Annotated in this window: 25 protein-coding genes; 20 read left to right on the plus strand and 5 right to left on the minus strand. The window is 69.8% G+C overall.

All coding sequences use genetic code 11. The features are described 5' to 3' along the window. The first annotated feature begins 1 nt into the window (after window position 1). Window positions 2-598 carry a flavin reductase family protein gene (locus tag H4281_RS11940; RefSeq protein WP_182890959.1) on the plus strand — a complete coding sequence of 199 codons (597 nt, stop codon included), beginning with the start codon at window positions 2-4 and terminating at the stop codon, window positions 596-598. Between the two features lie 32 nt (window positions 599-630). Here H4281_RS11940 and H4281_RS11945 read toward each other — a convergent pair whose 3' ends face one another. Then, window positions 631-1,281: a DUF305 domain-containing protein gene (locus H4281_RS11945; protein WP_182891527.1), complete on the minus strand. Its 651-nt coding sequence runs from the start codon at window positions 1,279-1,281 to the stop codon at window positions 631-633. Window positions 1,282-1,424: 143 nt separating this feature from the next. Continuing rightward, window positions 1,425-2,261, minus strand: a complete 837-nt coding sequence (locus H4281_RS11950; RefSeq protein WP_182890960.1) for a thioredoxin-like domain-containing protein — start codon at window positions 2,259-2,261, stop codon at window positions 1,425-1,427. A gap of 202 nt (window positions 2,262-2,463) precedes the next feature. Here H4281_RS11950 and argS point away from each other — a divergent pair, with 202 nt between their 5' ends. The 6 genes from argS (at window position 2,464) to rho (ending at window position 11,389) form a co-directional block, all read left to right on the plus strand. Then, window positions 2,464-4,128 (plus strand): arginine--tRNA ligase, encoded by a 1,665-nt coding sequence (gene argS, locus H4281_RS11955; RefSeq protein ID WP_182890961.1) that lies wholly within the window; start codon window positions 2,464-2,466, stop codon window positions 4,126-4,128. 3 nt (window positions 4,129-4,131) lie between these two features. Continuing rightward, window positions 4,132-5,562 carry a diaminopimelate decarboxylase gene (gene lysA, locus H4281_RS11960; protein ID WP_182890962.1) on the plus strand — a complete coding sequence of 477 codons (1,431 nt, stop codon included), beginning with the start codon at window positions 4,132-4,134 and terminating at the stop codon, window positions 5,560-5,562. A 63-nt stretch (window positions 5,563-5,625) separates the two neighbouring features. After that, window positions 5,626-6,900, plus strand: coding sequence for a homoserine dehydrogenase (locus H4281_RS11965; protein WP_220507190.1), 1,275 nt, complete (start codon window positions 5,626-5,628; stop codon window positions 6,898-6,900). Then, the gene (gene thrC / locus H4281_RS11970; protein WP_182890964.1) at window positions 6,897-7,952 is read left to right on the plus strand and encodes a threonine synthase; all 1,056 of its coding nucleotides are present in this window, start codon (window positions 6,897-6,899) and stop codon (window positions 7,950-7,952) included. The genes H4281_RS11965 and thrC overlap by 4 nt, the downstream gene beginning before the upstream one ends. Before the next feature lie 94 nt (window positions 7,953-8,046). Continuing rightward, the gene (gene thrB / locus H4281_RS11975; protein WP_182890965.1) at window positions 8,047-8,958 is read left to right on the plus strand and encodes a homoserine kinase; all 912 of its coding nucleotides are present in this window, start codon (window positions 8,047-8,049) and stop codon (window positions 8,956-8,958) included. A 406-nt stretch (window positions 8,959-9,364) separates the two neighbouring features. After that, a complete protein-coding gene (rho, locus tag H4281_RS11980; RefSeq protein ID WP_182890966.1) occupies window positions 9,365-11,389 on the plus strand; it encodes a transcription termination factor Rho in 2,025 nt (674 codons plus the stop codon). A gap of 160 nt (window positions 11,390-11,549) precedes the next feature. Here rho and H4281_RS11985 read toward each other — a convergent pair whose 3' ends face one another. After that, window positions 11,550-12,074, minus strand: coding sequence for a hypothetical protein (locus H4281_RS11985; RefSeq protein ID WP_037817404.1), 525 nt, complete (start codon window positions 12,072-12,074; stop codon window positions 11,550-11,552). 233 nt (window positions 12,075-12,307) lie between these two features. Here H4281_RS11985 and rpmE point away from each other — a divergent pair, with 233 nt between their 5' ends. Together rpmE and prfA are read left to right on the plus strand one after the other, a co-directional pair. Continuing rightward, window positions 12,308-12,532 carry a 50S ribosomal protein L31 gene (rpmE, locus tag H4281_RS11990; RefSeq protein ID WP_037364783.1) on the plus strand — a complete coding sequence of 75 codons (225 nt, stop codon included), beginning with the start codon at window positions 12,308-12,310 and terminating at the stop codon, window positions 12,530-12,532. Window positions 12,533-12,613: 81 nt separating this feature from the next. Beyond that, window positions 12,614-13,684 carry a peptide chain release factor 1 gene (gene prfA / locus H4281_RS11995; protein ID WP_182890967.1) on the plus strand — a complete coding sequence of 357 codons (1,071 nt, stop codon included), beginning with the start codon at window positions 12,614-12,616 and terminating at the stop codon, window positions 13,682-13,684. Between the two features lie 95 nt (window positions 13,685-13,779). On the opposite strand, the gene H4281_RS12000 is transcribed toward prfA, so the two are convergent. Continuing rightward, entirely contained in the window at window positions 13,780-14,553 is a 774-nt protein-coding gene (locus H4281_RS12000) for a TIGR03619 family F420-dependent LLM class oxidoreductase (protein ID WP_182890968.1), read from the minus strand. After that, window positions 14,550-15,287, minus strand: coding sequence for an alpha/beta fold hydrolase (locus tag H4281_RS12005; protein ID WP_182890969.1), 738 nt, complete (start codon window positions 15,285-15,287; stop codon window positions 14,550-14,552). Before H4281_RS12005 ends, H4281_RS12000 begins: the two co-directional genes overlap by 4 nt. A 56-nt stretch (window positions 15,288-15,343) precedes the next feature. Between H4281_RS12005 and H4281_RS12010 the strand changes: the two genes are divergently transcribed. The 11 genes from H4281_RS12010 to H4281_RS12060 all read left to right on the plus strand — a co-directional run bounded on the left by H4281_RS12010 (window position 15,344) and on the right by H4281_RS12060 (window position 25,955). Continuing rightward, window positions 15,344-15,688, plus strand: coding sequence for a MerR family transcriptional regulator (locus tag H4281_RS12010; RefSeq protein ID WP_182890970.1), 345 nt, complete (start codon window positions 15,344-15,346; stop codon window positions 15,686-15,688). Between the two features lie 75 nt (window positions 15,689-15,763). Beyond that, window positions 15,764-16,630 (plus strand): peptide chain release factor N(5)-glutamine methyltransferase, encoded by an 867-nt coding sequence (gene prmC / locus H4281_RS12015; protein WP_037815384.1) that lies wholly within the window; start codon window positions 15,764-15,766, stop codon window positions 16,628-16,630. Window positions 16,631-17,143: 513 nt separating this feature from the next. Further along, the gene (locus tag H4281_RS12020; RefSeq protein WP_246411747.1) at window positions 17,144-19,180 is read left to right on the plus strand and encodes a M6 family metalloprotease domain-containing protein; all 2,037 of its coding nucleotides are present in this window, start codon (window positions 17,144-17,146) and stop codon (window positions 19,178-19,180) included. Window positions 19,181-19,295: 115 nt separating this feature from the next. Beyond that, complete coding sequence (locus tag H4281_RS12025) at window positions 19,296-20,492, plus strand: hypothetical protein (RefSeq protein ID WP_182890971.1); 1,197 nt, start codon at window positions 19,296-19,298, stop codon at window positions 20,490-20,492. A gap of 141 nt (window positions 20,493-20,633) precedes the next feature. Next, the gene (locus tag H4281_RS12030) at window positions 20,634-21,284 is read left to right on the plus strand and encodes an L-threonylcarbamoyladenylate synthase (protein ID WP_037815380.1); all 651 of its coding nucleotides are present in this window, start codon (window positions 20,634-20,636) and stop codon (window positions 21,282-21,284) included. 91 nt (window positions 21,285-21,375) lie between these two features. Beyond that, complete coding sequence (locus H4281_RS12035; protein WP_182890972.1) at window positions 21,376-22,533, plus strand: glycosyltransferase family 4 protein; 1,158 nt, start codon at window positions 21,376-21,378, stop codon at window positions 22,531-22,533. A gap of 51 nt (window positions 22,534-22,584) precedes the next feature. After that, the gene (locus tag H4281_RS12040; RefSeq protein WP_182890973.1) at window positions 22,585-23,064 is read left to right on the plus strand and encodes a Cg1360 family ATP-synthase-associated protein; all 480 of its coding nucleotides are present in this window, start codon (window positions 22,585-22,587) and stop codon (window positions 23,062-23,064) included. A 384-nt stretch (window positions 23,065-23,448) separates the two neighbouring features. After that, window positions 23,449-24,234 carry a F0F1 ATP synthase subunit A gene (gene atpB / locus H4281_RS12045; protein ID WP_182890974.1) on the plus strand — a complete coding sequence of 262 codons (786 nt, stop codon included), beginning with the start codon at window positions 23,449-23,451 and terminating at the stop codon, window positions 24,232-24,234. A gap of 58 nt (window positions 24,235-24,292) precedes the next feature. Further along, window positions 24,293-24,547, plus strand: coding sequence for an ATP synthase subunit C-like protein (locus tag H4281_RS12050; protein WP_037815373.1), 255 nt, complete (start codon window positions 24,293-24,295; stop codon window positions 24,545-24,547). A 28-nt stretch (window positions 24,548-24,575) separates the two neighbouring features. After that, window positions 24,576-25,124 carry a F0F1 ATP synthase subunit B gene (locus H4281_RS12055; RefSeq protein WP_182890975.1) on the plus strand — a complete coding sequence of 183 codons (549 nt, stop codon included), beginning with the start codon at window positions 24,576-24,578 and terminating at the stop codon, window positions 25,122-25,124. Window positions 25,125-25,130: 6 nt separating this feature from the next. After that, the gene (locus H4281_RS12060; RefSeq protein ID WP_182890976.1) at window positions 25,131-25,955 is read left to right on the plus strand and encodes a F0F1 ATP synthase subunit delta; all 825 of its coding nucleotides are present in this window, start codon (window positions 25,131-25,133) and stop codon (window positions 25,953-25,955) included. The last annotated feature ends 7 nt before the right edge of the window (window positions 25,956-25,962 follow it).

A 25,962-nucleotide genomic window follows, 5' to 3' on the forward strand; every position in this document is an offset into this window, starting at 1 on the left:
CATGCGCAAGGACTTCGACCCCGCCCAGCTGGCCCCGAACGCGTTCTACCACCTGATGACCGCGACCGTCGTGCCGCGGCCCATCGCCTGGGTGTCGAGCGTTTCCCGCGACGGAGTGGACAACCTCGCGCCGCATTCGTTCTTCACCGTCGCCTCGGCCGCGCCCGCGGTCCTGCAGTTCACCTCGGTCGGCCGGAAAGACACCCTGCGCAATGTCGAGGCGACCCGGCAGTTCGTCGTCAACCTCGCGCCCGAGCCGCTGTTCGAGCAGATCAACGCCACCGGCGCGGACTTCCCGCCGGAACTGAGCGAATTCGACGAGGCCGGGCTCACCCGCGAGCCGAGCCTGAAGGTCCGCCCGCCGCGGGTGGCGGAATCGCCGGTGGCGTTCGAATGCGAACTGCACAGCACGGTCGGTTTCGGACGCTCGACGGTCGTGTTCGGCCGGGTCGTGCACTTGGCGGTCAGCGAGGACGTTCTCGAGGGCGACCATCCGCTGATCGAGCGGCTGCGGCCGTTGGCGCGGCTGGGGCGCGACGAGTGGGGGACGCTGGGCGACATCCGGGAGCTGGCGCGGCCCACGTACAAAAGCTCGTGAGTGTTGGCGCCGGTTCTAACCGGCGCCAACACTCACGAGAACGGCAGCGGCTGCGCTCCCCGCCCCTTGAGCATGATCTTCATCTGGTCCATCTCCGCGCCCTGCGACACCAGCATGCTGCGGCACAGCGCCTTCACCGCGTCGTTGGACGTGTGGTCCTGCGCGTACTCGGCCATCGCGACGCCGCCCTGGTGATGCCGCAGCATCAGCTGCAGGAACTCGACGTCCAGCGCGCGGCCGGACAGCGAGCGCAGCTTCGCGAGGTCCGCGTCGGTGGCCATGCCCGGCATCGGCGCGCCGCCCGCCGGGCTGCTGGTCGGCATCTGCATGCCCGCGTGGCCCATCGGCTCGGTCATCCACGTCATGTATGCGCCGGTCGCCTGCTCGGGCTGGTCCCACAGCATGAGCCAGCCCTTCATCCGCCCGACCTGCTCGGTCTGCGTGCGTTCGATGTCGAACGCGAGCTGGCGGATCTCCGGGTCGGTGGAGTGGTCGCGCGCCCAGCCGGCCATGGTGACCGCCTGAAGGTGGTGCACCGACATGTCCTGGGCGAACCCGACCTCGACCGAACCCGCGCCCGGCGTCGCGGGCACCGCGTCGCTGCCGTCGGTGAGCCGGGTCGCGAAGACCCCGATCGCGGCCCCGACCAGCAGCACCGCGATCAGCGTCCCGCCGATGACCACCCACCGGGACCAGCCGGTCCGCTCCGCCGGAGCGGACTCCTCGGCGAATTCGTCGGCCCCGGCAGTCTCGGTCTCGGCGGAACGGGCGGTTTCGACACCGCCGGTCTCGGCCTGGCCAGAGCCGTCTTCGGAGCGGCCCACGGTCACTGCCCGGCCGGCGGGGTCCCCGGCATGCCGCCCTGCTCGCCCTGGGCCCCGGTGCTGCCCTTGTAGTCCATCGGCTTCGCGTCCTTGCCCGGCTTGCTCGGGTCGAACTTCGGCGGGTTGCTCGGGTCGAACATGCCCTTGCCGAGCGCGTCGCACGAGGCGCCGATCTCCGGGTACACGCCGTTCGGGTTGGTCCGCAGCGCGGCGATGAACTGGTCGATGCGCGGGTCGTCGGCGCTGTCCAGCTTCAGCTGGTGGCCCCACGACTGCAGCGAGATCGGCTTGTCCAGGCCGGGGTAGGGCGACATCATCGTGTACGGCTTGCCCTTGACCCGCGCTTCGAGCAGCGGGATCTGGTCGCCCTTGACGAGGTCCGGGTTGTAGGCGATCCACACCGTGCCGTGCTCGAGCGAGTGCACCATGTTCTCGTTGCGCACCGCGGTCGGGTACACGACGCCGGTGCAGGTGGCCCAGTAGCCGTCGTGCGGGCCGCCGAACGGCGGGCTCTGGTCGTAGGCCACCCGTTCGGTGGGCAGGATGTGCACCGATCCGGTGTACTGCTTGGTGACGACGCCGGGGATCTTCTTCGACGGGTCCGGGTTGCTCGCGGTCGGCGCGAACGCGGCGGCCGCCTCGTCCCGTGCGGCCTGGTCGCGCTTGGGCGCGGAGGCCTGCAAGTAGTAGACGATGACGCCGGCCAGCAGGGCGACCACCACGACGACGCCGATGATGGTGCCCCAGGGCGTACGCTTGCCTGCGACGACCGAGCGGTTCTTCGCCGCCTTCACCGCGGACGCGGACGAGCCCTTCTTCTTGGTGGTCCCGTTGGCCATGATTGCCGAGATCTCCTCGTGAGAGCGGGGGAGGGATCCGGACGGACCCTGCCGGTAGCCCAGTGTAGAGACCGCGCGTGCGATCACCGTGAACACCCGCGAGGCGCCCCGGCGAGCGGAACATCCGCCTCCGGTGTGCCCGCCGTCTCGCCAGCCTGTACCGCTGGAAGCGCGCGGCTGAAGCGCACCTAGAATTCGGCGAGTGACTCCCGCCGCTCTCGCCGATCTGGTCCGCAGCTCCGCCGAGCAGGTCCTCGCCGCTCGCGGCGTCGACGCCGCCGTGCTGCCGGAGACCGTGACCATCGAACGCCCGCGCAATCCGGACCACGGAGACTACGCGACCAACCTCGCGCTGCAGGTGGCCAAGAAAGCCGGGCTGAAGCCGCGCGAGTTCGCCGAGGCGCTCGCCGAGGTCGTCGCCGGGGCCGACGGGGTGGCCGCGGCCGAGGTCGCCGGACCGGGCTTCCTCAACTTCCGGCTCGCCGCCGACGCGCAGGGCGAGGTCGTGCGCCAGGTGCTGGCCGCGGGCGCGGAGTACGGCCGCGGCGACGCGCTGGCCGGGCGCCGGATCAACCTCGAGTTCGTCTCCGCGAACCCGACCGGCCCGATCCACCTCGGCGGCACGCGCTGGGCGGCGGTCGGCGACGCGCTGGGCCGGGTGCTGAGCGCGCAGGGCGCGGACGTCACCCGCGAGTACTACTTCAACGACGCCGGCGCGCAGATCGACCGGTTCGTGCGCTCGCTGATCGCCGCCGCGAAGGGCGAGCCCGCGCCGGAGGACGGCTACGCGGGCGGCTACATCAGCGACATCGCGGCCGAGGTGATCAAGGCCGAGCCGAGCGCGCTGAGCCTGCCCGAGGTGCAGCGGCACGAGACCTTCCGGCGCATCGGCATCGACCTGATGTTCAGCCAGATCAAGCAGAGCCTGCACGAGTTCGGCACCGACTTCGACGTCTACTTCCACGAGAACTCGCTGCACGAGTCCGGCGCGGTCGACGCGGCGGTGCAGCAGCTCAAGGACTCCGGGAACCTTTACTTCGCCGACGGCGCCTGGTGGCTGAAGTCCAGCGAGTACGGCGACGACAAGGACCGGGTCGTCATCAAGAAGGACGGCAGCACCGCCTACATCGCCGGCGACCTCGCGTACTTCAAGGACAAGCGCAACCGCGGCGCCGACCTCTGCATCTACATGCTCGGCGCGGACCACCACGGCTACATCGCCCGGCTCAAGGCGGCCGCGGCGGCGTTCGGCGACGACCCGGCGACGGTCGAGGTGCTGATCGGCCAGATGGTGAACCTGGTCAGCGACGGCAAGCCGGTGCGGATGTCCAAGCGCGCGGGCACCGTGATCACGCTCGAGGACCTCGTGGAGGCGGTCGGCGTCGACCCGGCCCGCTACGAGCTGATCCGCTACTCCGTCGATTCCTCTTTGGACATCGATTTGGACTTGCTGCGCAAGCATTCCAACGACAACCCGGTGTACTACGTGCAGTACGCGCACGCCCGGCTGTCGTCGCTGCGGCGCGGCGCGGCGGATCTCGGCCTCAAGATCTCGGAGTCCGATGAGGACGTCCAATTCGGACTGCTCACCCTGCCTGCTGAAGGCGACCTGATCCGCACCATCGGCGAATTCCCCGCCGTGGTGCGCCGGGCGGCGGAGATGCGCGAACCGCATCGCGTGGCCCGCTACCTCGAGGAACTGGCCGGCGCGTACCACAAGTTCTACACCGTGGGCCGGGTCCTCCCGCAGGGCGACGAGGAGGCCACTCCCCTCACGTACGCCCGGCTCGCTCTGTGTGAAGCCGCGCGCCAGGTCCTGGCGAACGGCCTGTCGCTGCTCGGTGTCTCCGCTCCGGAACGGATGTAAACAATGGCGCACCCCGCGGGCCCCCGCCACGCCGACGTCTACCCCCATGCCGACGCCTCCGGGTTCCCGCCCGCGAGTGCGGGCGAACTCGACCAGTTGCCCGCGAAAGTGTGGCCGCGCAACACTTATCGCGCCGCGGACGGCGTCGTCCGGATCGCCGGCGTCGACGTGCGCGATCTCGCGCAGACCTACGGCACGCCGCTGTTCGTGGTCGACGAGGCGGACTTCAAGTCCCGCTGCGCCGACTACGCCGAGGCGTTCGACGACCCGGCGCTCGTGCACTACGCGTCGAAGGCGTTCCTGTCCGTCGAGATCGCCCGGTGGGTGGCCGAACAGGGACTGAGCCTCGACGTCTGCAGCGGCGGCGAACTGGCCGTCGCGCAGCGCGCGAACTTCCCGGTGGAGCGGATCACGTTCCACGGCAACAACAAATCGGTCGCCGAACTGGACGCGGCCGTCGAGGCGGGCGTCGGCACCGTCGTGGTCGACTCGTACTACGAGATCGCCCGGCTCGCCGAGATCGCCGCCGCGCACGAGGTCGAGCAGAAGGTGCTCGTCCGGGTGACGGTCGGCGTCGAGGCGCACACGCACGAATTCATCGCGACCGCGCACGAGGACCAGAAGTTCGGTTTCTCGCTGGCTTCCGGCGACGCCGCCGAGGCCGTGCGCCGGGTGCTGAACGCGCCGTCGCTCAAGCTGGTCGGCCTGCACAGCCACATCGGTTCGCAGATCTTCGACGCCGACGGCTTCGAGGTCGCCGCGCGCCGCGTCGTCGGACTGCTCGCCGAACTGGCCAAGGAGCACGGCCGGGACCTGCTGGAGCAGATGAACGTCGTCGACCTCGGCGGCGGTTTCGGCATCGCCTACACCGAAAAGGACAACCCGCCGCCGCCCTCGCAGATGATCACGCAGATCCGCGAGATCGTCCGCAAGGAATGCGCGTACGCGGACCTTCCGGTGCCGCGCATCGCGGGCGAACCCGGCCGGGCGATCGCCGGTCCGGGCACGTTCACCCTGTACGAGGTGGGCACGATCAAGGACGTCGCGCTCGGCGACGAGTCCGCCCGCCGGTACGTCAGCGTCGACGGCGGCATGAGCGACAACATCCGCACGGCGCTCTACGACGCGGTCTACGACTGCCGGGTGGTTTCGCGCTCCGCCGCGGACGGCGACGAGCCGGTGACCCCGGCGTTGTCTCGCGTGGTGGGAAAACACTGTGAGTCCGGCGACATCGTCGTCCGAGACTGCTGGCTGCCAGACACGCTGGCTCCCGGCGACCTGCTGGCCGTCGCGGCGACCGGTGCCTACTGCTACGCGATGGCCAGTGGTTACAACCGGCTGCCGCGGCCCGCGGTGGTCGCCGTGCGCAACGGCGCCGCCCGGCTGCTGCTGCGCAGGGAGACGACGGACGACATGCTGCGCCTGGAGGTTTGAGAAGTGTCCACAGTGTCTCCGAAAGGCCTGTCTCCTGCCGGCCGCGCGCCCATCCGGGTCGCGATGCTCGGCTGCGGCACGGTCGGCAGCGAGGTCGCCCGCCTGCTCACCGAACAGGCCGGGGAGCTGGCGGCCCGCGCGGGAGCGCCGGTGGAACTGGCCGGCATCGCGGTGCGGCGGCCGGACAAGCACCCGGAACTGCCCGCCGAACTGCTGACCGACGACGCCGCGGCGCTCGTGGCCCGCGACGACGTCGACGTGGTGGTCGAACTGGTCGGCGGGATCGACCCGGTGCGCAGCTGGCTGCTGACCGCGCTGAACGCGGGCAAATCCGTGGTCACCGCCAACAAGGCGCTGCTCGCCGAGCATTCGGCCGAACTGTTCGAGGCGGCCGACGCCAGCGGCGCGGACCTCTACTTCGAGGCCGCCGTCGCCGGGGCCATCCCGCTGCTGCGCCCGCTGCGCGAATCGCTGGCAGGCGACCGGATCACCCGCGTGATGGGGATCGTCAACGGCACCACCAACTACATCCTCTCCGCGATGGACGCCACTGGCGCGGGCTACGCCGAAACGCTCGACGAGGCGAGCCGGCTCGGGTACGCCGAAGCGGACCCGACGGCGGACGTCGACGGCTACGACGCCGCGTCGAAGGCCGCGATCCTCGCCTCGCTGGCGTTCCACTCCCGGGTCACCGCGAAAGACGTGCACCGCGAAGGCATCGCCGACGTCACGGCGTCCGATCTGGCCGCGGCGCGCACGCTCGGCCGCACGGTGAAGCTGCTGGCGATCTGCGAACGCGTGACCGCGGACGACGGCACGGAATCGGTGTCCGCCCGCGTGCATCCGGTGATGATTCCGCGCAGCCACCAGCTGGCCGGCGTCGGCGGCGCGTTCAACGCGGTCTACGTCGAAGCGGACGCCGCGGGCGAATTGATGTTCTACGGCCAGGGCGCCGGCGGCGCGCCGACCGCCAGCGCGGTGCTCGGCGACCTCGTCGCGGTGGCGCGCAACCAGGTGCACGGCGGCCGCGGCCCGCGCGAATCGGCGCACGCCGCGCTGCCGGTGCGGCCGATGGGCCAGACTCCGACGCGCTACCACGTGAGCCTCGACGTCGCGGATCGCGCGGGTGTGCTCGCCCAGGTGGCGCAAGCGTTCGCCGCGCACGGCGTGAGCATCGCCGCGGTGCGCCAGCGCGACGCGAACGACACGGCGAGCCTCGTCGTGGTCACTCATCTCGCACCCGACGCGGCTTTGCAGTCCACTGTGGACGAAATCGCGAAACTCGATGTGGTGCACGAGGTTGTCAGCGTGATGCGGGTGGAAGGCGAAGACGCATGAGTTCCTGGCCGGGGATCATTGAGGCGTACCGCGACCGGATTCCGGTCCCCGACGGGGCGCGCGTGGTCACGCTCGGCGAGGGAAACACGCCGCTGCTGCCCGCCGCGCACCTGTCGGAGCTGACCGGCGCCGAGGTGTACCTGAAGGTCGAGGGCGCGAACCCGACCGGCTCGTTCAAGGACCGCGGGATGACCGTGGCGATCACGCACGCGCTCGCGAGCGGCCTCAAAGCGGTGATCTGCGCGTCCACCGGCAACACCTCGGCCTCGGCCGCCGCGTACGCCGCGCGGGCCGGGCTCACCTGCGCGGTGCTGGTGCCCCAAGGCAAGATCGCGATGGGCAAGCTCGCCCAGGCGGTGCTGCACGGCGCGCGGATCCTCCAGGTCGACGGCAACTTCGACGACTGCCTAGAACTCGCCCGCAAGACCGCGGCGGACTATCCGGTCACGCTGGTCAACTCGGTCAACCCGGTGCGCATCGCCGGGCAGAAGACCGCGGCGTTCGAGATCTGCGACGTCCTCGGCGAGGCTCCGGACGTGCACTGCCTCCCGGTGGGCAACGCGGGCAACATCACCGCGTACTGGAAGGGCTATTCGGAGTACGCGGCCGACGGTGTGGTCAAGAACACCCCGCGGATGTTCGGTTTCCAGGCCGCGGGCGCCGCGCCGCTGGTACACGGCGAACCGGTTTCCGACCCGGACACCATCGCGACCGCGATCCGCATCGGCAGCCCCGCTTCGTGGGCGGGCGCGGTCTCCGCGCGCGACGAGTCGGACGGCCTGTTCGACGCGATCACCGACGAGAAGATCCTCGAGGCGTACCGGCTGCTGGCCCGTCGCGAGGGCGTCTTCGTGGAGCCCGCGTCCGCGACGAGCGTGGCCGGCCTGCTGGCCACCGCGGCCGACGGACGGCTGCCGAAGGGCGCGAAGGTGGTTTGCACGGTCACCGGGCACGGCCTGAAGGACCCGGCGACTGCGTTGGAGGGCAACGTCGAGGTGGAACCGCTCGCGGTCGACCCGACGGCCGTCGCGGCGGCGCTGGACCTGCGATGAGCCGCTCGCCTCTCGCCCCGACCACAGTGCCCCAATGTGGCATTGGGTGCGTCTCATGCACCGAACGCCACATTGGGTGCGTCGCATGCACCCAATGCCACATTGGGGCGCGGTCGTGACGGCCCCGCGCGCGTTCCGTGCGACGGTCCCGGCGTCGAGCGCGAACCTCGGCCCGGGATTTGACGCGCTCGGCCTTGCCCTGTCCCGCTACGACGTGGTCGAACTGCAGGTCACCGAGGGCGGGCTGAAGATCGAGGTGCTCGACGCGGGAGCGGGCGGCGTCGAGGACGTGCCGACCGACGAATCCCACCTGGTGGTCCGCGCGCTCCGGCGAGCCTGCGAACACCTCGACGTGCGGCCGCCCGGCCTGCATCTTCGTTGCCACAACAGCATTCCGCACGCGCGCGGCCTCGGGTCGTCGGCGGCCGCGGTGGTGACCGGCGTGGCGCTGGGCTACGCACTGGCGGAGCGTCCGCTCGACGCCGACGCGCTCCAGCTCGCGGCCGAGTTCGAAGGCCACGCGGACAACGCGGCGGCGAGCCTGTTCGGCGGGCTCGTGGTGGCGTGGTCCGAGGACGGCCGGTTCCGCGCCGAACGCGTGGAGCCGAACCCGGCGATCCGGCCGGTGGTCGCGGTACCGGCGGAAAAGTCGTCCACCACCACGACGCGCGGCCTGCTGCCCGCGCAAGTGCCGCACGCCGACGCGGCGCACAGCGCGGGACGGGCCGCGCTCGCCGTGCTGGCGGCCACCGAACGGCCCGAACTGCTGATGGCCGCCACCGAGGACCGGTTGCACCAGGATTACCGCGCCGCGGCGTACCCGGCGAGCACGGAACTCGTGCGCACGCTGCGTGCGCACGGCGTGCCCGCCGCCATTTCCGGGGCCGGTCCGACTGTGCTCGCTCTCACGCTGACGGGAATACTCCCCGCGGGCGTGGACGTTACCGGCTTCGACGTCGCCGAATTGCCCGTGGACCGCGATGGCGTGCAGGTTGTGGCCAGGTGACGACCTGGTCACAGGCTGGACGGCAGCGTGCGCCACGCGGGGGGTGGTTGTTGCACGCGGACAGGGCGCGGTCTACCCTCGGGGGCGTTCGATCACCGTGCGTTTCCGCACCCGATGCCGGGCCTGTTCGCCCCTAGCGGCGGCTCCGGTCCGCATCCTTCGTCGATCCGCCGATTCCGCACCGCCCGGCACGCGGGACGCGGAGGGACGCAGGCGGGTTTCCGGTTCCGGCGGTGCCGAATTCCGCTTTCTCCGTCCGGAGGGGGCAAACACCCTGTGCTGGCGGCGCTTCGCTGTGTCTCGCACGGCTGGGCGCGAGCCGTCCGCATCGGAGGCAGAAGCCGTCTCGCTACCGGCGGCAGTCCGCTGATCCACCTGGAACGTGGATCGGTCAGGAAGGACATGTGTGAGCAACACCGATCTGTTGAGCGGCGACGTGGAGACCCCCGCCGCGGCCGCTGAGACCAATGGGGCCGCGGCCGCTCCGAAGCGCCGCACCGGGGGCCTGTCCGGAATGGTCATCGCCGAGCTCCGCCAGCTGGCGGGCGAACTGGGTGTGGGCGAGACCACCGGCATGCGCAAAGGGGACCTGATCGCCGCGATCCGCGAGCGCCAGGGCAAGAGCAAGAAGCGCGCCGCCGTCCCGGCCGACACGCTGCCGCTCGACGGCGTCGAGCCGGTCAAGGCGGAGAAGGCCGAGAAGCCCGCCCGCCGGGCCAAGGCCGACGCGCCGAAGGCGGCCGAGGCTCCGAAGACCGAGGCGCCCAAGGCGGAGCCGAAGGCCGAGCAGGTCCAGGCGGAGGCCCCCAAGGCCGCCGGCGCCGAGGCCCCGAAGGCGGAGACCGCGCAGGACGGCAAGCCCGCCGCGCAGGAGCGCCCGGAGCGCCACGACCGTTCCGAGGGCCAGTCCGAGGGCCAGTCCGAGGAGGGCGGCCGCAACCGCCGCCGCCGCGGCGGCGCGAACCGCGGCGACGGCCAGCGCGACCAGCGCGGCGACCGCCAGGGCGGCAACCGGGACAATCGCGACGGCAACCGCGACAACCGCGACAACGGCCGCGACAACCGCGACGGCAACCGGGACAACCGCGGCGGCCAGGACAACCGGCAGGACCGCCAGGACAACCGGCAGCGGAACCAGCAGGACAGCCGCGACAACCGGAACAACGGCCCCCAGGACGACGACGAGGAAGGCGGCCGCCGCGGGCGCCGCTTCCGCGACCGCCGCCGCCGGGGCAGCGGGGGCGGCCAGCGCGAAGGCGGCGCCCCGGACACCGAGATCCGCGAGGACGACGTCCTGCTGCCGGTCGCGGGCATCCTGGACGTGCTCGACAACTACGCGTTCGTGCGCACCTCGGGCTATCTGGCCGGGCCGAACGACGTGTACGTGTCGCTGTCGCTGGTCCGCAAGTTCGGCCTGCGCCGCGGCGACGCGATCACCGGTGTCGTGCGCCAGCCGCGCGAGGGCGAGCAGCAGCGGCAGAAGTTCAACCCGCTGGTGCGCGTCGACTCGATCAACGGCCTGGAGCCGGACGAGGCCAAGCGCCGTCCCGACTTCACCAAGCTGACCCCGCTGTACCCGAACGAGCGGCTGCGCCTCGAGACCGAGCCGCACAAGCTCACGACCCGCGTGATCGACCTGATCATGCCGGTCGGCAAGGGCCAGCGTGCGCTGATCGTGTCCCCGCCCAAGGCCGGCAAGACCACGATCATGCAGGACATCGCGAACGCGATCACCACGAACAACCCTGAGGCCCACCTCATGGTCGTGCTGGTCGACGAGCGTCCGGAAGAGGTCACCGACATGCAGCGGTCGGTGAAGGGCGAGGTCATCGCCTCCACCTTCGACCGCCCGCCGTCCGACCACACCTCGGTCGCCGAGCTGTCCATCGAACGGGCCAAGCGCCTGGTCGAAATGGGCCACGACGTGGTCGTCCTGCTCGACTCGATCACCCGTCTCGGCCGCGCGTACAACTTGGCCGCGCCCGCGTCCGGCCGGATCCTGTCCGGTGGTGTCGACTCGACCGCGCTGTACCCGCCGAAGCGGTTCCTCGGCGCCGCGCGCAACATCGAGAACGGCGGCTCGCTCACCATCTTCGCGACCGCGATGGTGGAGACCGGGTCCACGATGGACACGGTGATCTTCGAGGAGTTCAAGGGCACCGGCAACGCGGAGCTCAAGCTCGACCGCAAGATCTCCGAGCGCCGCGTGTTCCCGGCGGTGGACGTCAACCCGTCCGGCACCCGCAAGGAAGAGCTGCTGCTCTCGCCGGACGAGCTGGCCGTCACGCACAAGCTGCACCGCGTGCTGCACGCGCTGGACTCGCAGCAGGCCATCGACCTGCTGATCTCGCGGCTGCGCAAGACGAAGACCAACATCGAATTCCTGATGCAGGTCTCGAAGACCGCCCTTGGCGGCGGAGACGACGACTGAGTCTCGCCTCGACGCAGAACCGGCCCGCCCCCATGGTTTTCGGGGGCGGGCCGGTTCGCGTTGGTGGAGGTCCGTGAGGGGAACTTGCCCGGACTCTGAGTCCCCCAGGGTCCCCTCACGGACTTTTCTGCCGCACCGGGGAGGTGGCGCGGCAGAAAACTCAGTGGCGGGGGACGGCGGCCGGGGTCCAGCCGCGGTAGTTGTTGAAGTAGCTCGTGGAGCTGCCGTGGCCGATCTTGCCGCCGACGCTCGTGGCGTAGAAACCGCCGTTGCCGTCCGCGATGCCGACGTGGCCGTACGCGCTGATGTTCCAGTACACGAACGAACCGGCGGGCGGCTTGCCGCTGGTGTGCTTAGGGCTGGCCCCGTTCCAATGTGCGTTGGCGGACGCCCAGACCCCGGTGACGCCGTAGGAATTCTCCGCGGCCTTCTCGCAGTAGTGCTCCCACCCGGTGCTTCCGGCGTGCGCCTTGTACCAGGCGACCGCGCCGGCCGGGGTGCCGTCGCCCGCCCCGGTCAGATTCGCCTCGGACAGCTCCGAGAACGTTCCGGCAGCGGGGTTGACGTCCGCGGCGGTGATTCCGCCGGAAGCATTCGCGGCAGGCGCGAAGACCGCGGCGGAAGCGGCGAGCGCGAGCGCCGCGGCCGGCTTCGCGAGCCGGGTGAGCAGGTCGGTCGTGCGCATGTCCGGACCTCCAGTAAGTGAGCGATTCACGAACTCGGCCAGCTTCCCGTCAGCGGGTACAAAATCCGTACAATGCGAATGTCCTTCACTACCCACGGTCGCGACCGGCGGCGGAATACCTGGTCACCGGGGTGTGTTGAAGCCCTTGCCAGCACGTCTGGCAGAATGACCCGCTGAAGTCCGGCACCGGTTCACCCCGTACTGGGGACCCGGGGCCAACGAGAGAGGACACCATGAAGAGCGGTATTCACCCCGAATACGTGACCACGACCGTCACGTGCAACTGCGGGAACAGCTTCGTCACCCGCAGCACGAAGGAGTCGGGTCAGATCCACGTCGAGATCTGCTCCAACTGCCACCCCTTCTACACCGGCAAGCAGAAGATCATGGACACCGGTGGCCGGGTCGCCCGGTTCGAGAAGCGCTACGGCAAGCGGCAGAAGACCGACGCCAAGTAGCTCGTTCGACGGCGCCCACCCGCACGCCCGGGTGGGCGCCGTTGTTCTGTCCGGACCTGTTCGCGAGAGGGAGACGGCGAAGTGGATTCGAGTTCGCTCAAGGGGCTGCTCGACGAGCACGCACAGCTGGAACAGCAGCTCGCCGACCCCGCGGTGCATGCCGACCAGGCCAGGGCCCGCAAACTGGGCCGCCGCTACGCCGAGCTGAGCCCGGTCGTGCGCGCGGTGCGCGAGCTGGACCAGACCCGCGACGACCTGTCCGCGGCCAAGGAACTCGCGGCCGAGGACGCGGCGTTCGCCGCCGAGGCCGAAGAGCTGACGGCGAAAATCCCGCAGCTCGAAGCGAAACTCACCGAACTGCTGCTGCCGCGCGACCCGTACGACGGCTCCGACGTCGTCATGGAGATCAAATCCGGCGAAGGCGGCGAGGAATCCGCGCTGTTCGCCGGCGACCTGCTGCGGATGTACCTGCGCTACGCCGAGCGGCACAACTGGAAGGCCGAGGTGCTCGACTCGACCGAGTCGGACCTTGGCGGCTACAAGGACGTCACGCTGTCGCTCAAGAGCAAGACCGCGGACGTCGAAGGAGTCTGGGCGAGGCTGAAGTTCGAGGGCGGCGTGCACCGGGTGCAGCGCGTGCCCGCGACCGAATCGCAGGGCCGCATCCACACGTCGGCGTCCGGCGTGCTGATCTACCCGGAACCGGAAGAGGTCGAGGTCGAAATCGACCCGAACGACCTGCGCATCGACGTGTTCCGGTCTTCTGGCCCCGGCGGGCAGAGCGTCAACACCACCGACTCGGCGGTGCGGATCACCCACCTGCCGACCGGGATCGTCGTGTCGTGCCAGAACGAGAAATCGCAGATCCAGAACCGCGCGCGGGCGCTGCAGGTGCTGCAGGCCCGGCTGCAGCAGGTCGCCGAGGAAGAGGCGGCGGCGAAGGCCTCGGACGCGCGCCGTTCACAGGTCCGGACGGTCGACCGCTCGGAGCGGGTGCGGACGTACAACTTCCCGGAGAACCGGATCTCCGACCACCGGGTGAACTACAAGGCGTACAACCTGGACCAGGTCCTGGACGGGGAACTGGACGGGGTGCTGGACGCACTGGCGTCGGCCGACCGCGAGGAGCGGCTCGCCGCTCAGTCGGGCTGACCCGCACCGAAATCGGTGCCAGCCCTAGTAATCTGAGCGGCGCGCTGTCCGTCCACAATGGAATCGGCGGCTGCGGTTCTCCTCGGGTCAGGCACTCACGAGGTCGCCGCGGCGAAGGCTGTCATCCGCTCCTCGTATCCCTTGTCATCCCCGAAATGCACGGCCACCGCGTCCGCCCCGGCGTCCCGGTACGCACGGTAGATCTCGACGGCTGTTTCTTCGTCGTACTGCTGCCGGGCGATCCGCCGCACGCGCCGCTCCGGATCGAGCTGGTCCAGCTTCGCGACCCGTTCCGCGAAAGCCTCCGGCGAGAGACCCGCGCTGAGCCACTGGTCCCCGGCGCGGACCGCCCGGCGCAGCGCGACCGTCGAATTCCCGCCGACCAGAATCGGGATCCGGCCCTCCGGCCGCGGCGCGAAATAGCCGCCGGACCGGCCTCGTCCAGTGGTGAAAAGCCGGTCCAGCAACGAAAGCGTCTCGTCCAGCGTCGCACCGCGGCGAGGGAAATCCGCGCCGATCTCCGCGAACTCCGGCTCGTTCCATCCCGCGCCGACGCCCAGCACCAGCCGGTGCCCGGACAGCCGGTCGATCGTCGCGGCCTGTTTGGCCAGCAGATGCGGTTCGCGCAGCGGCGCGATCACCACGGACGTGCCCAGTTGCACGCGTTCGGTCGCCGCGGCCAGGTAGGCGAGCGTCGCCAGCGGTTCGTACACGCCGCCGAAGACCTCGCCGAACGGTTCCGGCGGCAGCACGTGATCCGGCAGCCAAACGGATTCGTACCCCAGTTCCTCGGCCAGCCGGGCTAGCTCGGCGAGGCGGCGCGGAGTCAGGTCGGGCGATTCGTTCGGCAGGACCACCTGGCGGCTCATGACAGCATCTTCCGAATAGCGGTGAGCCAGGCTTCCGGCGCTTCCTCGCCGATGCCGTGCCCGGAGGCGATTTCGGCCAGCTCCGCGCCGGGAATCCCGTCGGCCAGCTCCTGCGAATGCCTCGGCGGCACCAGGGAGTCCAGCGTCGTGGCGATCACCAGCGTCGGGACGGCGATCGACGCCAGTTCCGCCCGGGTGTCGGTATTCCGCACCAGTTCGACCTGGTACGCCGTGCCTGCGGGCACCGATTCGGCCAGCCCGGCGATCGCCGCGGTGAGCTGCTCCGGCGTCAGCGTGGCGAGGAAAGGCTCGCTGACGGCGGTCAGCATCAGGTACTTGGCGAGCAGGATGCGGTCGCCCTTCAGTAGCTCCGCCCACAGATCCAGCGCCAGCTCCATCCGCGCGTCCGGCCGGGCGAACCCCGCGGTCAGGATGAGGCCGCTCACGCGCTCGGGGTGCCGGGTGGCCACGCGGACCGCGACGGCCGTGCCGAGCGAGTAGCCGAGCACGGTGAACTTCTCGATTCCGGCATCGACGGCAGTCGCGACCAGTCCGTCGGCCAGTTCGTCGAGCGTGCCGCCCGCGACCGGGTAATCGGCTCCGACCACGGTGTGCGTACGGGTGAGGTCGTCCAGCAGGGGCCCGAAATTGGCGGTCACGCCGCCGCCCGCGCCGTGGGCGAGCAGCAGGCCGGGGCCTTGTCCCGCGACGAGGGGCGCGAAATGTTCTGTCATGTTCGCGACGTTAAGGATTGACACCAGTGTGAAGGCCAGAAGCAGGGGAAAATCGGATGCTGATCGGCGAACTCGCGCAGCGCACCGGCGTCGCGCCGCGGCTGCTGCGGTACTACGGCGAACAGGGGCTGCTGGCCTCGACGCGCAACACGAGCGGGTACCGGGTGTATGACGAGGAGGCCGTCGTCCGGGTGTGCCAGATCCGGAAACTGCTGGCCGCGGGCCTGACCACGGAGATGATCGCCGGGATGCTCGACTGCGCGAGCGGACCCGCCGCGCATCTCGACCTGTGCCCCGAACTGGTGCGCAGGCTGCGCGGGGAACTGGCCGAAGTCGACCGCCGGATCGGGGATCTCGCCCAGCGGCGCGAAGTCCTGTCCGGGTATCTCGGCCAGGCGTGACGCCCGCGCGGCCGGGGGTCGATACGCTGGGCAGCACCCCCGCCGGGGGCAGTTTCGACGAGTGAAGGACGACCAGTGAATCGGCAGCCGCTGCGCCTGGCCATCATGGAGGCCACCCGGATCCTCACCGAGGCGGGCGTGGAATCGCCGCGGTCGGACGCGGATCTCATCGCCGCGCACGTGCTCGGCGTCGAACGGGGCAGGCTGCCGATGGTGCCGCTGGTCGACCCGCCGGTGATCGACGCGATCGGCCAGCTGGTCGCGCAGCGCGCGAAACGGATCCCGCTGCAGTACCTGACCGGATGGGCCGCGCTCGGCAACATCACAGTCAACGTCGGCGCGGGCGTATTCGTCCCGCGCCCGGAAACCGAACTGCTGCTCGAATGGGGCGTGAAGTTCCTCCAGGGCCGCGAATACCCGGTGGTGGTCGACCTGTGCACCGGCTCCGGCGCGCTGGCGCTGGCGCTCGCGCACGAACGCCCGGACGCGGTGGTCTACGCGGTCGACGTCGACCCGCAGGCGCTCGCCTGGGCCCGGCACAACGCCGACGTGCACACCGCGGCGGGCAATACCCCGATCCGGCTCTACTCCGGCGACATCGCCGACCCGACGATGTTCGCCGAACTCGACGGTCTCGTCGACCTGGTGCTCTGCAACCCGCCGTACGTGCCCGAGGGCACGCCGGTCCCCCCGGAGGTCGGCGAACACGACCCGGCCCGCGCGGTCTTCGCGGAGGAAAGCGGCCTGGCAGTGATCCGGCACGCGATCGCGGCCGGCGCGCGGTTGCTGCGCCCCGGCGGCGGACTGGCGATCGAACACGACGACACGCACGGTTCGGCCGTGCCCGCGCTGGTCCGGGCACGCCGGGTGCTGACCGGGGTGGAGGACCATCCCGACTACAGCGGAAGAGCGCGGTTCGTCACCGCTCGCCGGCTGGGCTGAGGCCCGCTTCGCTCAGGTTCGCTCAGGGGCCGTGAAGGAGTCCTTGCGGGAATCCAGGTCCGTGAAGGGCCCCTTCATGGCTTGCGGTTGTTCGTGAGGGGAACTCTGGGGGATTGAGAGTTCCTGAAGGTGGCCCTCACGGCTCTTGCCTCTGCCTCGGACGTGCGGGAGGGGCCCCTTCATGGCTGCGGGCGTCCGTGAGGGACTCCTTGCGGGACCTAGATTCCCGCAAGGAGCCCTTCACGGCCCTCGCCCCTGCCCGGACGTGTGTGCATGACCTGCGGGCGTCCGTGCGGGGACCCCTGACGGAATCTGGGTCCCGCAAGGAGCCCTTCACAGACCTCCCGCGGCGCCACTCACCCGGCAGCACTGCGCCATTCGCACCTTTGCGCTCGTCCTGCCCGACTTTCGTCGTGCGGCAGCGGGGTGGATTTCGTTCGCTCGCCTAACGATCACCGTTAGCGTCAGGCCTCGGGACCGCCGGGCGGACCGGCGGAGAAGTGAGGAGCGAGGATGAGATCCCCCTTACCCCGCCGGAATCACCGCACCCGGACCACCCGCACAGGGGCCACCCGCACGAGGGCCGGTCGCCTCGCCGTCGTCGCGACGGTCGCGGCGCTGGCTCCCGCGTTGCTCGCCGGGACCGCCGCGGCCGATCCGCTCGTCCAGGGCTGGCCCGCGCCGCTCGATTCCGCGCGCTGGGCCGACCAGGCGAGCATGACCTGGCAGGACTATCGTCACGTCCCCGGCACGAACTGGGCCGACCCGTCGCTGCAACCGACCGTGCGCAAGTTCAAGGGCGCCGTCGTGCTCGCCGACTACCCGGACGCGGACTTCGTCGTCACGAAGCCGCCGCATTCGACCGTCTTCGGCAATCCGTCGCCGTCGGCGAGCAATCTGCCGCGCGAAAAAGTCGCGCAGCACTACCAGGATTTCCTCAACAAACCCGAAACCCTGAACCACGGCCACACCATCAACGAGTACTGGATGGAGGACTCCGGCGGCCGGTTCGGCGTCGACCTCACCGCGTTCGGCCCCTACCGGATGCCGGGCAGATCCTTCGAGTACGGCATGGAAATGCAGCCGCAGGACTGCCCGGCGAACGCCGACTGCACCCGGGACCTGCGCAAGGACGCGGGCGACGCGTGGCGCGCCGACGTCGGTCCGGTGGCCGACCAGTTCGACTTCATCTTCTTCCTCTCCGCGGGACAGGACGAAAGCTCGACGTGGCAGGAATTCGGCGAGATGAAGTTCGGCTCGAAGGAGAACGTGCCCGCCGAATTCGGCCCGCCGGGCAGCAAACCGGGCGAGCAGAACTGGGCGCACACGCGGTACGTGCCGTGGACGTCGTGGGCCTCGGCGTCGACCATCTGGCCCAACGCGGCCAACGGATCCTCGACGCAGGCGGAAAGCTCCGGCCAGGGCGTGTTCGCGCACGAGTTCAGCCACATCCTGGGCATCGGCGACAACTACAACAACCCATTCGGCGATCCGCCCCGGCGGTCTTACACCGGACCGTGGGAAATGTTGTCGCGCGGCAGTTTCAACGGCCCCGGCGGCCCGCACACGCGCTGGCAGATCCCGGCCACCGAAGGCGGTTCGATGGGCGCGCACCACATGCTGCGCAACAAACTCAAGCTCGGCATCGTCGATCCGAAGTCCGTCCTGAACCTCGACCGCAACCAGCTCGCCACGACCGGTCCGGTCACCGCTCGCGTGACCGCCCGGGAGGCGGTGCCGCAGCAGGGCGCGTACGCGGGCATCACGATCGCGCTCACCGGCGGTGACCGTTCACCCAAGTGCGATCCGGCGAAGGACCCGAAGTGTGACGGCGGCGGGTACGACCACTACAGCGTCGAGGTCGTCGACCGGATGGGTTCGGACTCGTTCGCCCCGGACTCCGGCGTCCTCCTGGCGAAGACCAAGAGCCGCGACGCCGCGCCGTTCGAATGGATCGTCGACGCGAACCCGCAGGACATCAATCTGACCGACTACGTCCGCCCGGACGGCACTCCGGTCAAGATCACCGTCGGCGACTACCGGCAGCTCAACGACGCCACGTTCAAGGCGGGCACTGGTGCCTCCAGCGGTTACGAGTACACCGACGAGGCCAACCGGTTGCGGTTCCTCGTCACCGACCTCGACCGGGACAGCCGCGGCGTGCTGTCGTACACAGTCACCGTCGCGTCGCTCGACGGCGCCGGACCGCAGACGCGCGGCGCGTGGTTGTGGCCCGCCCTGCCCGCGTTCACCCGCGGCGGCCTCGCTACCTGCGACTTCCGCCTGTCGAACCAGGGTTCGGCACGCGGCGCGGCAGCCCCGTACGACCAGGACACCTACCGGCTGACCGCGTCCACGGACACCCGCGGCTGGGAGGTCCGGCTCCCGAACGCGTTGGCCACCGCCAAATTCGGCGGCTCGACGCAAATCCAGGCGTACGCGAAACGCTCGGCAGGCGCGCCGCACACTGCTCGCGTGCGGCTGACCGCGACATCGATCGCCGACCCGGCGAAGACCACGACGACGGCCTGCACCGCGATCGGGTTCTGAGCCAAGGAAAGGCGCCATCCGCCCGAACGGCGGATGGCGCCTTTCCACTGGGTTGCCCTCCACCGAGCGACCCCCTACCTTGGGGCGGCCGAACAATCAGACTTCTGGGGGAGTCATGTTCTTGCGTCATCGCATCACCGCCGGCTGCGCGGCTGTGCTCATCGCTGCCAGCGCGCTCACCGCGAGCGCGACCAGCGCGTCCGCCGCGGCCGGACCGACCACCCTTCCGGCCGGCGAATACACGCTGACCTCGGATTACCACAAGTACGACGCGGTCTACTCCGGCCTCGCGTCGAAGCTGCACACGGTGCCGGTGCACACCGTCATGGACAACGCGAACCACGACCGCAAACCGCTGCCCTCGACCTTCAACCCGGCCGGCCTCACCGGCGGATTCCGGTTCGACGACGGCGACAACGACGACTGCACCAACTACCCGCAGGGCATCACCACCAGCCGCGACGCGGTCGGCGGCGACAACGGCGGGAACTACGACGGGCACCAGCTCGTCGCGGTCAGCTGGTACACGCGCGATGCCTGCGGCGGCAAGCAGGTCCGCAGCCGGATCACGCTCGCCGACTGGGACGCGACGTACCCGAACAAGTACCGCAAGATCCTGCTCGTCGAACCGACCGGCACGAACGCCTCGCCGAACTACAAGGACATCCCGATCCACGCGGGCGGCGTCTCCTGGTACGGCGACTACCTCTACGTCGCCGACACCGGCGGCGGCATGCGGGTCTTCGACATGCGCAAGATCCTCGAGGTCAACTCGGGCGGAACGGCGGACCAGATCGGCCAGTCCGGCGGCCAGTACTACGCGCACAACTACCGCTACGTCCTGCCGCAGGTGGGCACGGTCGCCGCGCACACGACGTCCGGCACGAACCTGGCCTGGTCGAGCATCTCGCTGGACCGGGTCAGCAAGTCGATCGTGATGACCGAGTACACCTGCAAGGCCGACTGCACCGACTACCCGAACCGCGCCCCGCGCGCGGTGCGCTTCCCGTTCGCCTCGGGAGCGACGACGTTCGCCGCCTCGACGACGGCGAGCCAGGCGCTGAAGCTGCCCTGGTACAACCTCAACGGCGTCGCCTCCCACAACGGCCGCTGGTGGTTCAACTCCTCTGCGGCGAAGCAGCTCTACTACTGGACCCCGACCGCGGGCCCGGCCACGCACGCCTGGGTGAGCAGCGGGGAGAGCATCTCGTACTGGGAGGACCCGAAGGACGCGGACCTGCTGTGGTCGCTGCAGGAGGGCAAGGGGAACCGCAACGTGTTCGCGGTGAAGCAGGCCACCTACGGCGCCTGACCGAGGACTGTCCGTGAGGGGAACCCTGATGGAACCTGATTCCGCGAGGGTTCTCCTCACGTACCTCGACGGTGTTTGCCGCGGCCCGTCCAGTCTCGGGCCGCCCCGAGAACCCGGCCGCCGGGGGATAGGCTTCCCGGCATGAGTGCGGTCTACGACTGCGGCAAGCGCGAATCCCGAGCCGAAGGCCTGTCCGCGGCGGCCGCCGCGGTGCGGTCGAGCCGGCTGGTCGTCCTGCCGACGGACACGGTGTACGGCATCGGCGCCGACGCGTTCGACTCCGGAGCCGTCCAGGCGTTGCTGCGGGCGAAGAACCGCGGCCCGGACATGCCGGTCGGCGTTCTCGTCGGGTCTTGGTCCACTGTGGACGGTCTGGTGCTCGGCGTTCCGCCGCAGGCGCGGGCGCTCATCGAGGCGTTCTGGCCGGGCGATCTGTCGATCGTGCTGCCGCACGCGCCGAGTCTGCAGTGGAATCTCGGCAACTCCCGCGGCACGGTGATGCTGCGGATGCCGCTGCACCCGGTCGCGCTCGAGTTGCTCCGCGACGTCGGCCCGATGGCGGTGTCGAGCGCGAACGTCTCCGGGCGTTCGCCCGCTTCGACCGTCGAGGACGCGCAGGAGCAGCTCGGCGATTCGGTGTCGGTGTACCTCGACGGCGGATCGAGCGGGGAAACCGTGGCGTCGTCCATCGTGGACCTGACCGGCGACAAGCCGCTCGTGCTGCGCGAGGGAGCGGTCACCAAGGCCGCCATCGCCGAGGTGATCGGCGTCGCCGAGGAGACGCTGGACTGAGCCGGGGAAGTGACTGCCGTTCGCCGGGGCCGCACGCGGGCGCGGTAGCGTGGCGCGGTGACTCCGACCTCCCGGCGGGCGTGACGCGGTCATGCCTGTAGTCCAAGGACTTCTCCCGATCCGGGAGTACCTGCTCGTCGCGCTGACCGCGACCGCGGTGACCTATCTGCTGACCGGCGTCGTGCGGCGCGTGGCCATCCGGATCGGCGCGATCGCCAACCCTCGCGCGCGCGACGTGCACGTCAAGCCGATCCCGCGGATGGGCGGCGTCGGCATCTACCTCGGGATCGCCGCCGCGATGGGCCTCGCGCACCAGCTTCCCGCGCTCAGCCACGGTTTCGACGTCTCCTACGACGCGGTCGGCGTGCTGCTCGCGGCGGGCGTCATCTCGCTCATCGGCATCCTGGACGACCGGTTCGAACTCGACGCGTGGACGAAGCTCGCCGGGCAGGTCATGTGCGCCGGCATCCTCGTCATCTTCGGCGTGCAGTGGGTGTCGTTCTGGGTGCCGTGGGGCGGCAACGGCGATTCCATCGGCTCGGTGCTGGTGCTGGACAAGAACCAGGGCGCGCTGCTGACCGTCGTCATGGTCGTGGTGATGGTCAACGCGATGAACTTCGTCGACGGCCTCGACGGGCTGGCGGGCGGGCTCGGCTTCATCGCCGCGGCGGCCACCTGCGTGTTCTCGTTCGGCCTGCTCGACAACGCGGGCGGCGACTTCGGCGCGTACCCGCCCGCGCTCATCGCGGCCGCGCTCGCCGGGGCCTGTCTCGGTTTCCTTCCGTACAACTTCCAGCCCGCCAAAATTTTCATGGGCGACTCCGGATCGATGATGATCGGGCTGATGCTCGCCGGGGCCACCACCTCGGCGAGCGGACGAGTCAACTACACCCGGTTCTCCGCATCGGACGCGCTCGCCCTGCTGTCCCCGCTGGTGGTCGTCGTGGCCGTGCTTTTCGTGCCGGTGCTCGACCTCGTGATGGCCGTCGTCCGGCGCACGCGGCGCGGGCAGAGCCCGTTCGCCGCCGACAAAATGCATCTGCACCACCGGCTGCTGGAAATCGGCCATTCGCAACGCCGCGCGGTGCTGCTGATCTATTTGTGGGCCGGAATTCTCTCTTTCGGAGCGGTCTCTATCACGATTTTCGACAGCCCGGTCGTGTTCTGGGCGATTGGCGCCGCACTCGTGGTCGCGGTGCTGGTTTCCCTGGTGCCGCGACTGCGTTCCCGGCACCGCCACGGCGTCTGAGTCCGCGGGCGGTCTATACTGGCGGGTCGAACCGAACGAGGAGCGATTGCAGTGAGCGACACCGAGACGCCCGAGACGTCCCAGGCACCGGCTCAGGCCAAAGCTCCGGAGAACCCGCACGCCGCTCCGGTGCGCCAGCTCGCGCGCTCCATGACGCGCGCCTCGCTGCTCTACACCCCGCCGTTCATCCTGGTCTGCATTGTGCTTTTCACCGTCCTCAACGGACTGCACGGCTTCCTCGGCGCACTGGTCGGCGGCGTGCTGGCGATGGTCGCCTCGCTGTCCACGCTGGGCATGATGAAGGTATCCGCCGGACAGGACCCGTCGCTGGTGATGCTCATCGCTCTCGGCGGTTACGCGGCGAAGGTCATCCTCCTGTTCCTCGCGCTCACTCTGCTCAAGGGCGTCACCGTGCTGCACCCGCTTTCGCTCGGGATCACGATGATCGTCGCCATTCTCGTGGCGGCCGCCGTGGAGTTCGCGACATTCCGCAAAGCGCGTATCCCGACCATCATTCCCGCCTCGAATTGACGGGTTCGGGACAAGGGTCCCAGCCGGATCCGGGACCTAGGTCCTGGACCGTTCGGCTGGTAAGGAGTACGCCTGTACGGCAGTGATTGACCTGCTGGTATGGTCCGCGTCATGGGTGGCGGCCTCGGCCGCGCACTCCCGACGACGAACCGCGATCAGCAGTGTGGCGACCGGATGGTTCCGCCTCTCTCAACGGCTGGTCCGAAGTAGACCGCAGGGCAGTGTTCACGCGAGACCTCCCTCGTGCGCGGACCGGCTTACTGGCTCCCGCACGGTGGGTACCGCCGCCTCCGGCGTCCCGATGCGTATCGGGTACGTTAAGTCCAGATCGTGACGATTCCCCCGGCGGAGTGAACGCCGGCCGGGAGAACCGGGAGGAGCCCAGTGGCCGCGCTGGTACTGACCGAGGGTGCGACCTTCGCGCCCCCTGGCGCCGAAAGCTTTGAGCTGCCGCCGTTGTTCGGCTTCGTCACGAAGCCGATGCTTCTGGTGGTCATCTCGGTGATCATCATCGCGGGGTACTTCCTGCTGGCGACGCGCAAGCTGAAGACCGTCCCGACCAAGGGCCAGTTCGTGGCCGAGGGCATCTACGACTTCGCGCGCAACAACATCGCCCGCGAGCAGATCGGCTCGAAAGACTTCCAGCGCTTCGTGCCGGTGATCTTCGCGTTGTTCACCTTCATCCTGCTGAACAACCTCTACGGGGTCATCCCGTTCCTGCAGTTCCCCACCATGGCGCGGTTCGGGTTCCCGATCGCGTTGTCGGTGCTCGTGGTCTACCCGATGTACCACTACGTCGGGATCAAGAAGCACGGGCTCGGCGGGTACTTCAAGAAGGAACTCGCTCCGGCCGGCGTCCCCGGCGCGGTGCTTCCGCTGTACGCGCTGATCGAGTTCGCGGAGAAGTTCTTCCTGAACCCGCTCACGCTCGCCATCCGTGTTTTCGCCGCCATGTTCGCGGGACACCTGATCCTGGCGGTCTTCACCCTCGGCGGCAGCTTCCTGCTGACCGAGACCTCGAGCATCGCGCTGAAGCCGGTGTCGCTGGTGGCGTGGATCTTCGCCATCGGCCTGACGTTCCTGGAAGCCTTCATCCAGTGCCTCCAGGCGTACATCTTCGCCCTGCTGTCCGCGGGGTACATCGGCGCCGCGCTGGCGTCGGAGCACTGAGAACACCTAAAGACCCCGATCCGCGTGAGTGCGCGGACCGAAGTGAAGGGAAACGCACGTGAGCAACATCGTTCTGGCCCAGCAGGCCGCCGAAGCCGTCAGCATCAACAAGGGCCTCGCCGCGATCGGCTACGGCCTGGGCGCGATCGGCCCCGGCATCGGTGTGGGCCTGATCTTCGCCGCGGTGATCAACGGCACCGCGCGCCAGCCGGAGGCCCAGAGCAAGCTCCAGGGCATCGGTTACGCCACCTTCGTGCTCACCGAGGTGCTGGCCCTGATCGGTATCGTCATCTACTTCATCGCCTCCGCCTGAGTCGTCCGCTCTCGCGTAAGGAGACGTTGTGCTGAAGACCGAAGCGGTACTCGCATCAGAGAACCCGATCGTTCCGGCGTGGCCGGAAGTGATCCTCGGCATCGTCGCCTTCCTGATCCTGCTGTTCATCCTCAAGAAGTACGTCGTTCCTCGTTTCGAGAAGGCGTACGAGGAGCGGGCGCAGAAGATCGAAGGCGGCATCGAGAGGGCCGAGAAGGCTCAGGCAGAGGCCGAGAAGGCGCTGTCGGAGTACAAGGCGCAGCTGGCGGACGCTCGTTCCGAAGCCGCGAAGATCCGCGACGACGCCCGGCTCGAAGCCGAGCAGATCAAGGCGGAGCTGCGGGAGCAGGCCGAGGCCGAATCCCAGCGGATCGTGGCGCAGGGCCACGCCCAGCTGCAGGCGCAGAAGGCGCAGATCGTCGCCGAGCTGCGGGCCGAAATGGGCCGCAACGCGGTCGAGCTGGCCGGCCGCATCGTCGGCGAGTCGCTCGAGGACGAGGCGCGCCGTCGCGGCACCGTCGACCGGTTCCTCGCGGAGCTGGACACCGCCGGGGCCACTAACGGAGCGGGGAAGTAACCAGAGATGACGCTGCATGCTGCGAGCCGTGAAGCGCTCGACCTCGCCGAGCGCTCGCTCGGCGAGGTGCTGGCCGGAGCGGGCGCCGATCCCGCGAAGGTCGGGGACGAGCTGCTCTCGGTCGTCGACCTCCTTGACCGCGAAATCGGCCTGCGCCGAGCGGTCGGCGATTCTTCGGTCGCTCCGGAGAGCCGCCAGGGCCTGGTCCGCCGCCTGTTCGACGGAAAGCTGAGCGAGCAGGCCCTGAAGGTGCTCGACACCGTGGCGGGCAGCCGCTGGTCCAGTCCCCGCGAGCTGGTGGACGGGCTCGAGTCGGTCGGCCGTTCGGCGCTGCTCACCGCCGCCGAAAAGGCCGGGAACATCGAAACCGTCGAGTCTCAGCTGTTCCAGGTCGCGCGGATCGTCGCGGGCGCCCCGGAACTCGAGGCGGCGCTGTCCGACCTGAGCGCTCCCGCCGACGCGAAGCGGACCCTGGTCCGCGGGCTGTTCGCGGACAAGGTCGACGCGGTCGTCGAGACCCTGGTCGAGCAGGCCGTGCGGCGCGCCAAGGGGCGCGGCGTCGGCAACGCGCTCGACAAGCTGGTCGCGCTGGCCGCCGAGCGGCGCGAGCGCTCGGTCGCGTACGTGACCTCGGCGAACGCGCTCACCGACGAGCAGCGGACCCTCCTCGGGACCAAGCTCGACGGCATCTACGGGCGGCCGATCGCGCTGCACGTCGAGATCGACCCGGCACTCGGCGGCGGACTCGTCGTCCGCGTCGGGGACGAGGTCATCGACGGCAGCACCTCCGGGCAGCTGGCGGCGGTGCGCCGCACGCTGAGCCGGGCCTGAGCGGCAC

This window comes from Amycolatopsis dendrobii (assembly GCF_014145675.1).
Taxonomy (GTDB): Bacteria; Actinomycetota; Actinomycetes; order Mycobacteriales; family Pseudonocardiaceae; genus Amycolatopsis; species Amycolatopsis dendrobii.

Coding starts and splice junctions, on each gene's coding strand:
- H4281_RS11940 (WP_182890959.1), top strand. CDS start 2: ATGCGCAAGGACTTCGACCCCGCCCAGCTGGCCCCGAACGCGTTCTAC.
- H4281_RS11950 (WP_182890960.1), bottom strand. CDS start 2,261: ATGGCCAACGGGACCACCAAGAAGAAGGGCTCGTCCGCGTCCGCGGTG.
- lysA (WP_182890962.1), top strand. CDS start 4,132: ATGGCGCACCCCGCGGGCCCCCGCCACGCCGACGTCTACCCCCATGCC.
- H4281_RS11965 (WP_220507190.1), top strand. CDS start 5,626: ATGCTCGGCTGCGGCACGGTCGGCAGCGAGGTCGCCCGCCTGCTCACC.
- thrC (WP_182890964.1), top strand. CDS start 6,897: ATGAGTTCCTGGCCGGGGATCATTGAGGCGTACCGCGACCGGATTCCG.
- thrB (WP_182890965.1), top strand. CDS start 8,047: ATGCCACATTGGGGCGCGGTCGTGACGGCCCCGCGCGCGTTCCGTGCG.
- H4281_RS11985 (WP_037817404.1), bottom strand. CDS start 12,074: ATGCGCACGACCGACCTGCTCACCCGGCTCGCGAAGCCGGCCGCGGCG.
- rpmE (WP_037364783.1), top strand. CDS start 12,308: ATGAAGAGCGGTATTCACCCCGAATACGTGACCACGACCGTCACGTGC.
- H4281_RS12000 (WP_182890968.1), bottom strand. CDS start 14,553: ATGAGCCGCCAGGTGGTCCTGCCGAACGAATCGCCCGACCTGACTCCG.
- H4281_RS12005 (WP_182890969.1), bottom strand. CDS start 15,287: ATGACAGAACATTTCGCGCCCCTCGTCGCGGGACAAGGCCCCGGCCTG.
- H4281_RS12010 (WP_182890970.1), top strand. CDS start 15,344: ATGCTGATCGGCGAACTCGCGCAGCGCACCGGCGTCGCGCCGCGGCTG.
- H4281_RS12020 (WP_246411747.1), top strand. CDS start 17,144: ATGAGATCCCCCTTACCCCGCCGGAATCACCGCACCCGGACCACCCGC.
- H4281_RS12025 (WP_182890971.1), top strand. CDS start 19,296: ATGTTCTTGCGTCATCGCATCACCGCCGGCTGCGCGGCTGTGCTCATC.
- H4281_RS12030 (WP_037815380.1), top strand. CDS start 20,634: ATGAGTGCGGTCTACGACTGCGGCAAGCGCGAATCCCGAGCCGAAGGC.
- H4281_RS12035 (WP_182890972.1), top strand. CDS start 21,376: ATGCCTGTAGTCCAAGGACTTCTCCCGATCCGGGAGTACCTGCTCGTC.
- H4281_RS12060 (WP_182890976.1), top strand. CDS start 25,131: ATGACGCTGCATGCTGCGAGCCGTGAAGCGCTCGACCTCGCCGAGCGC.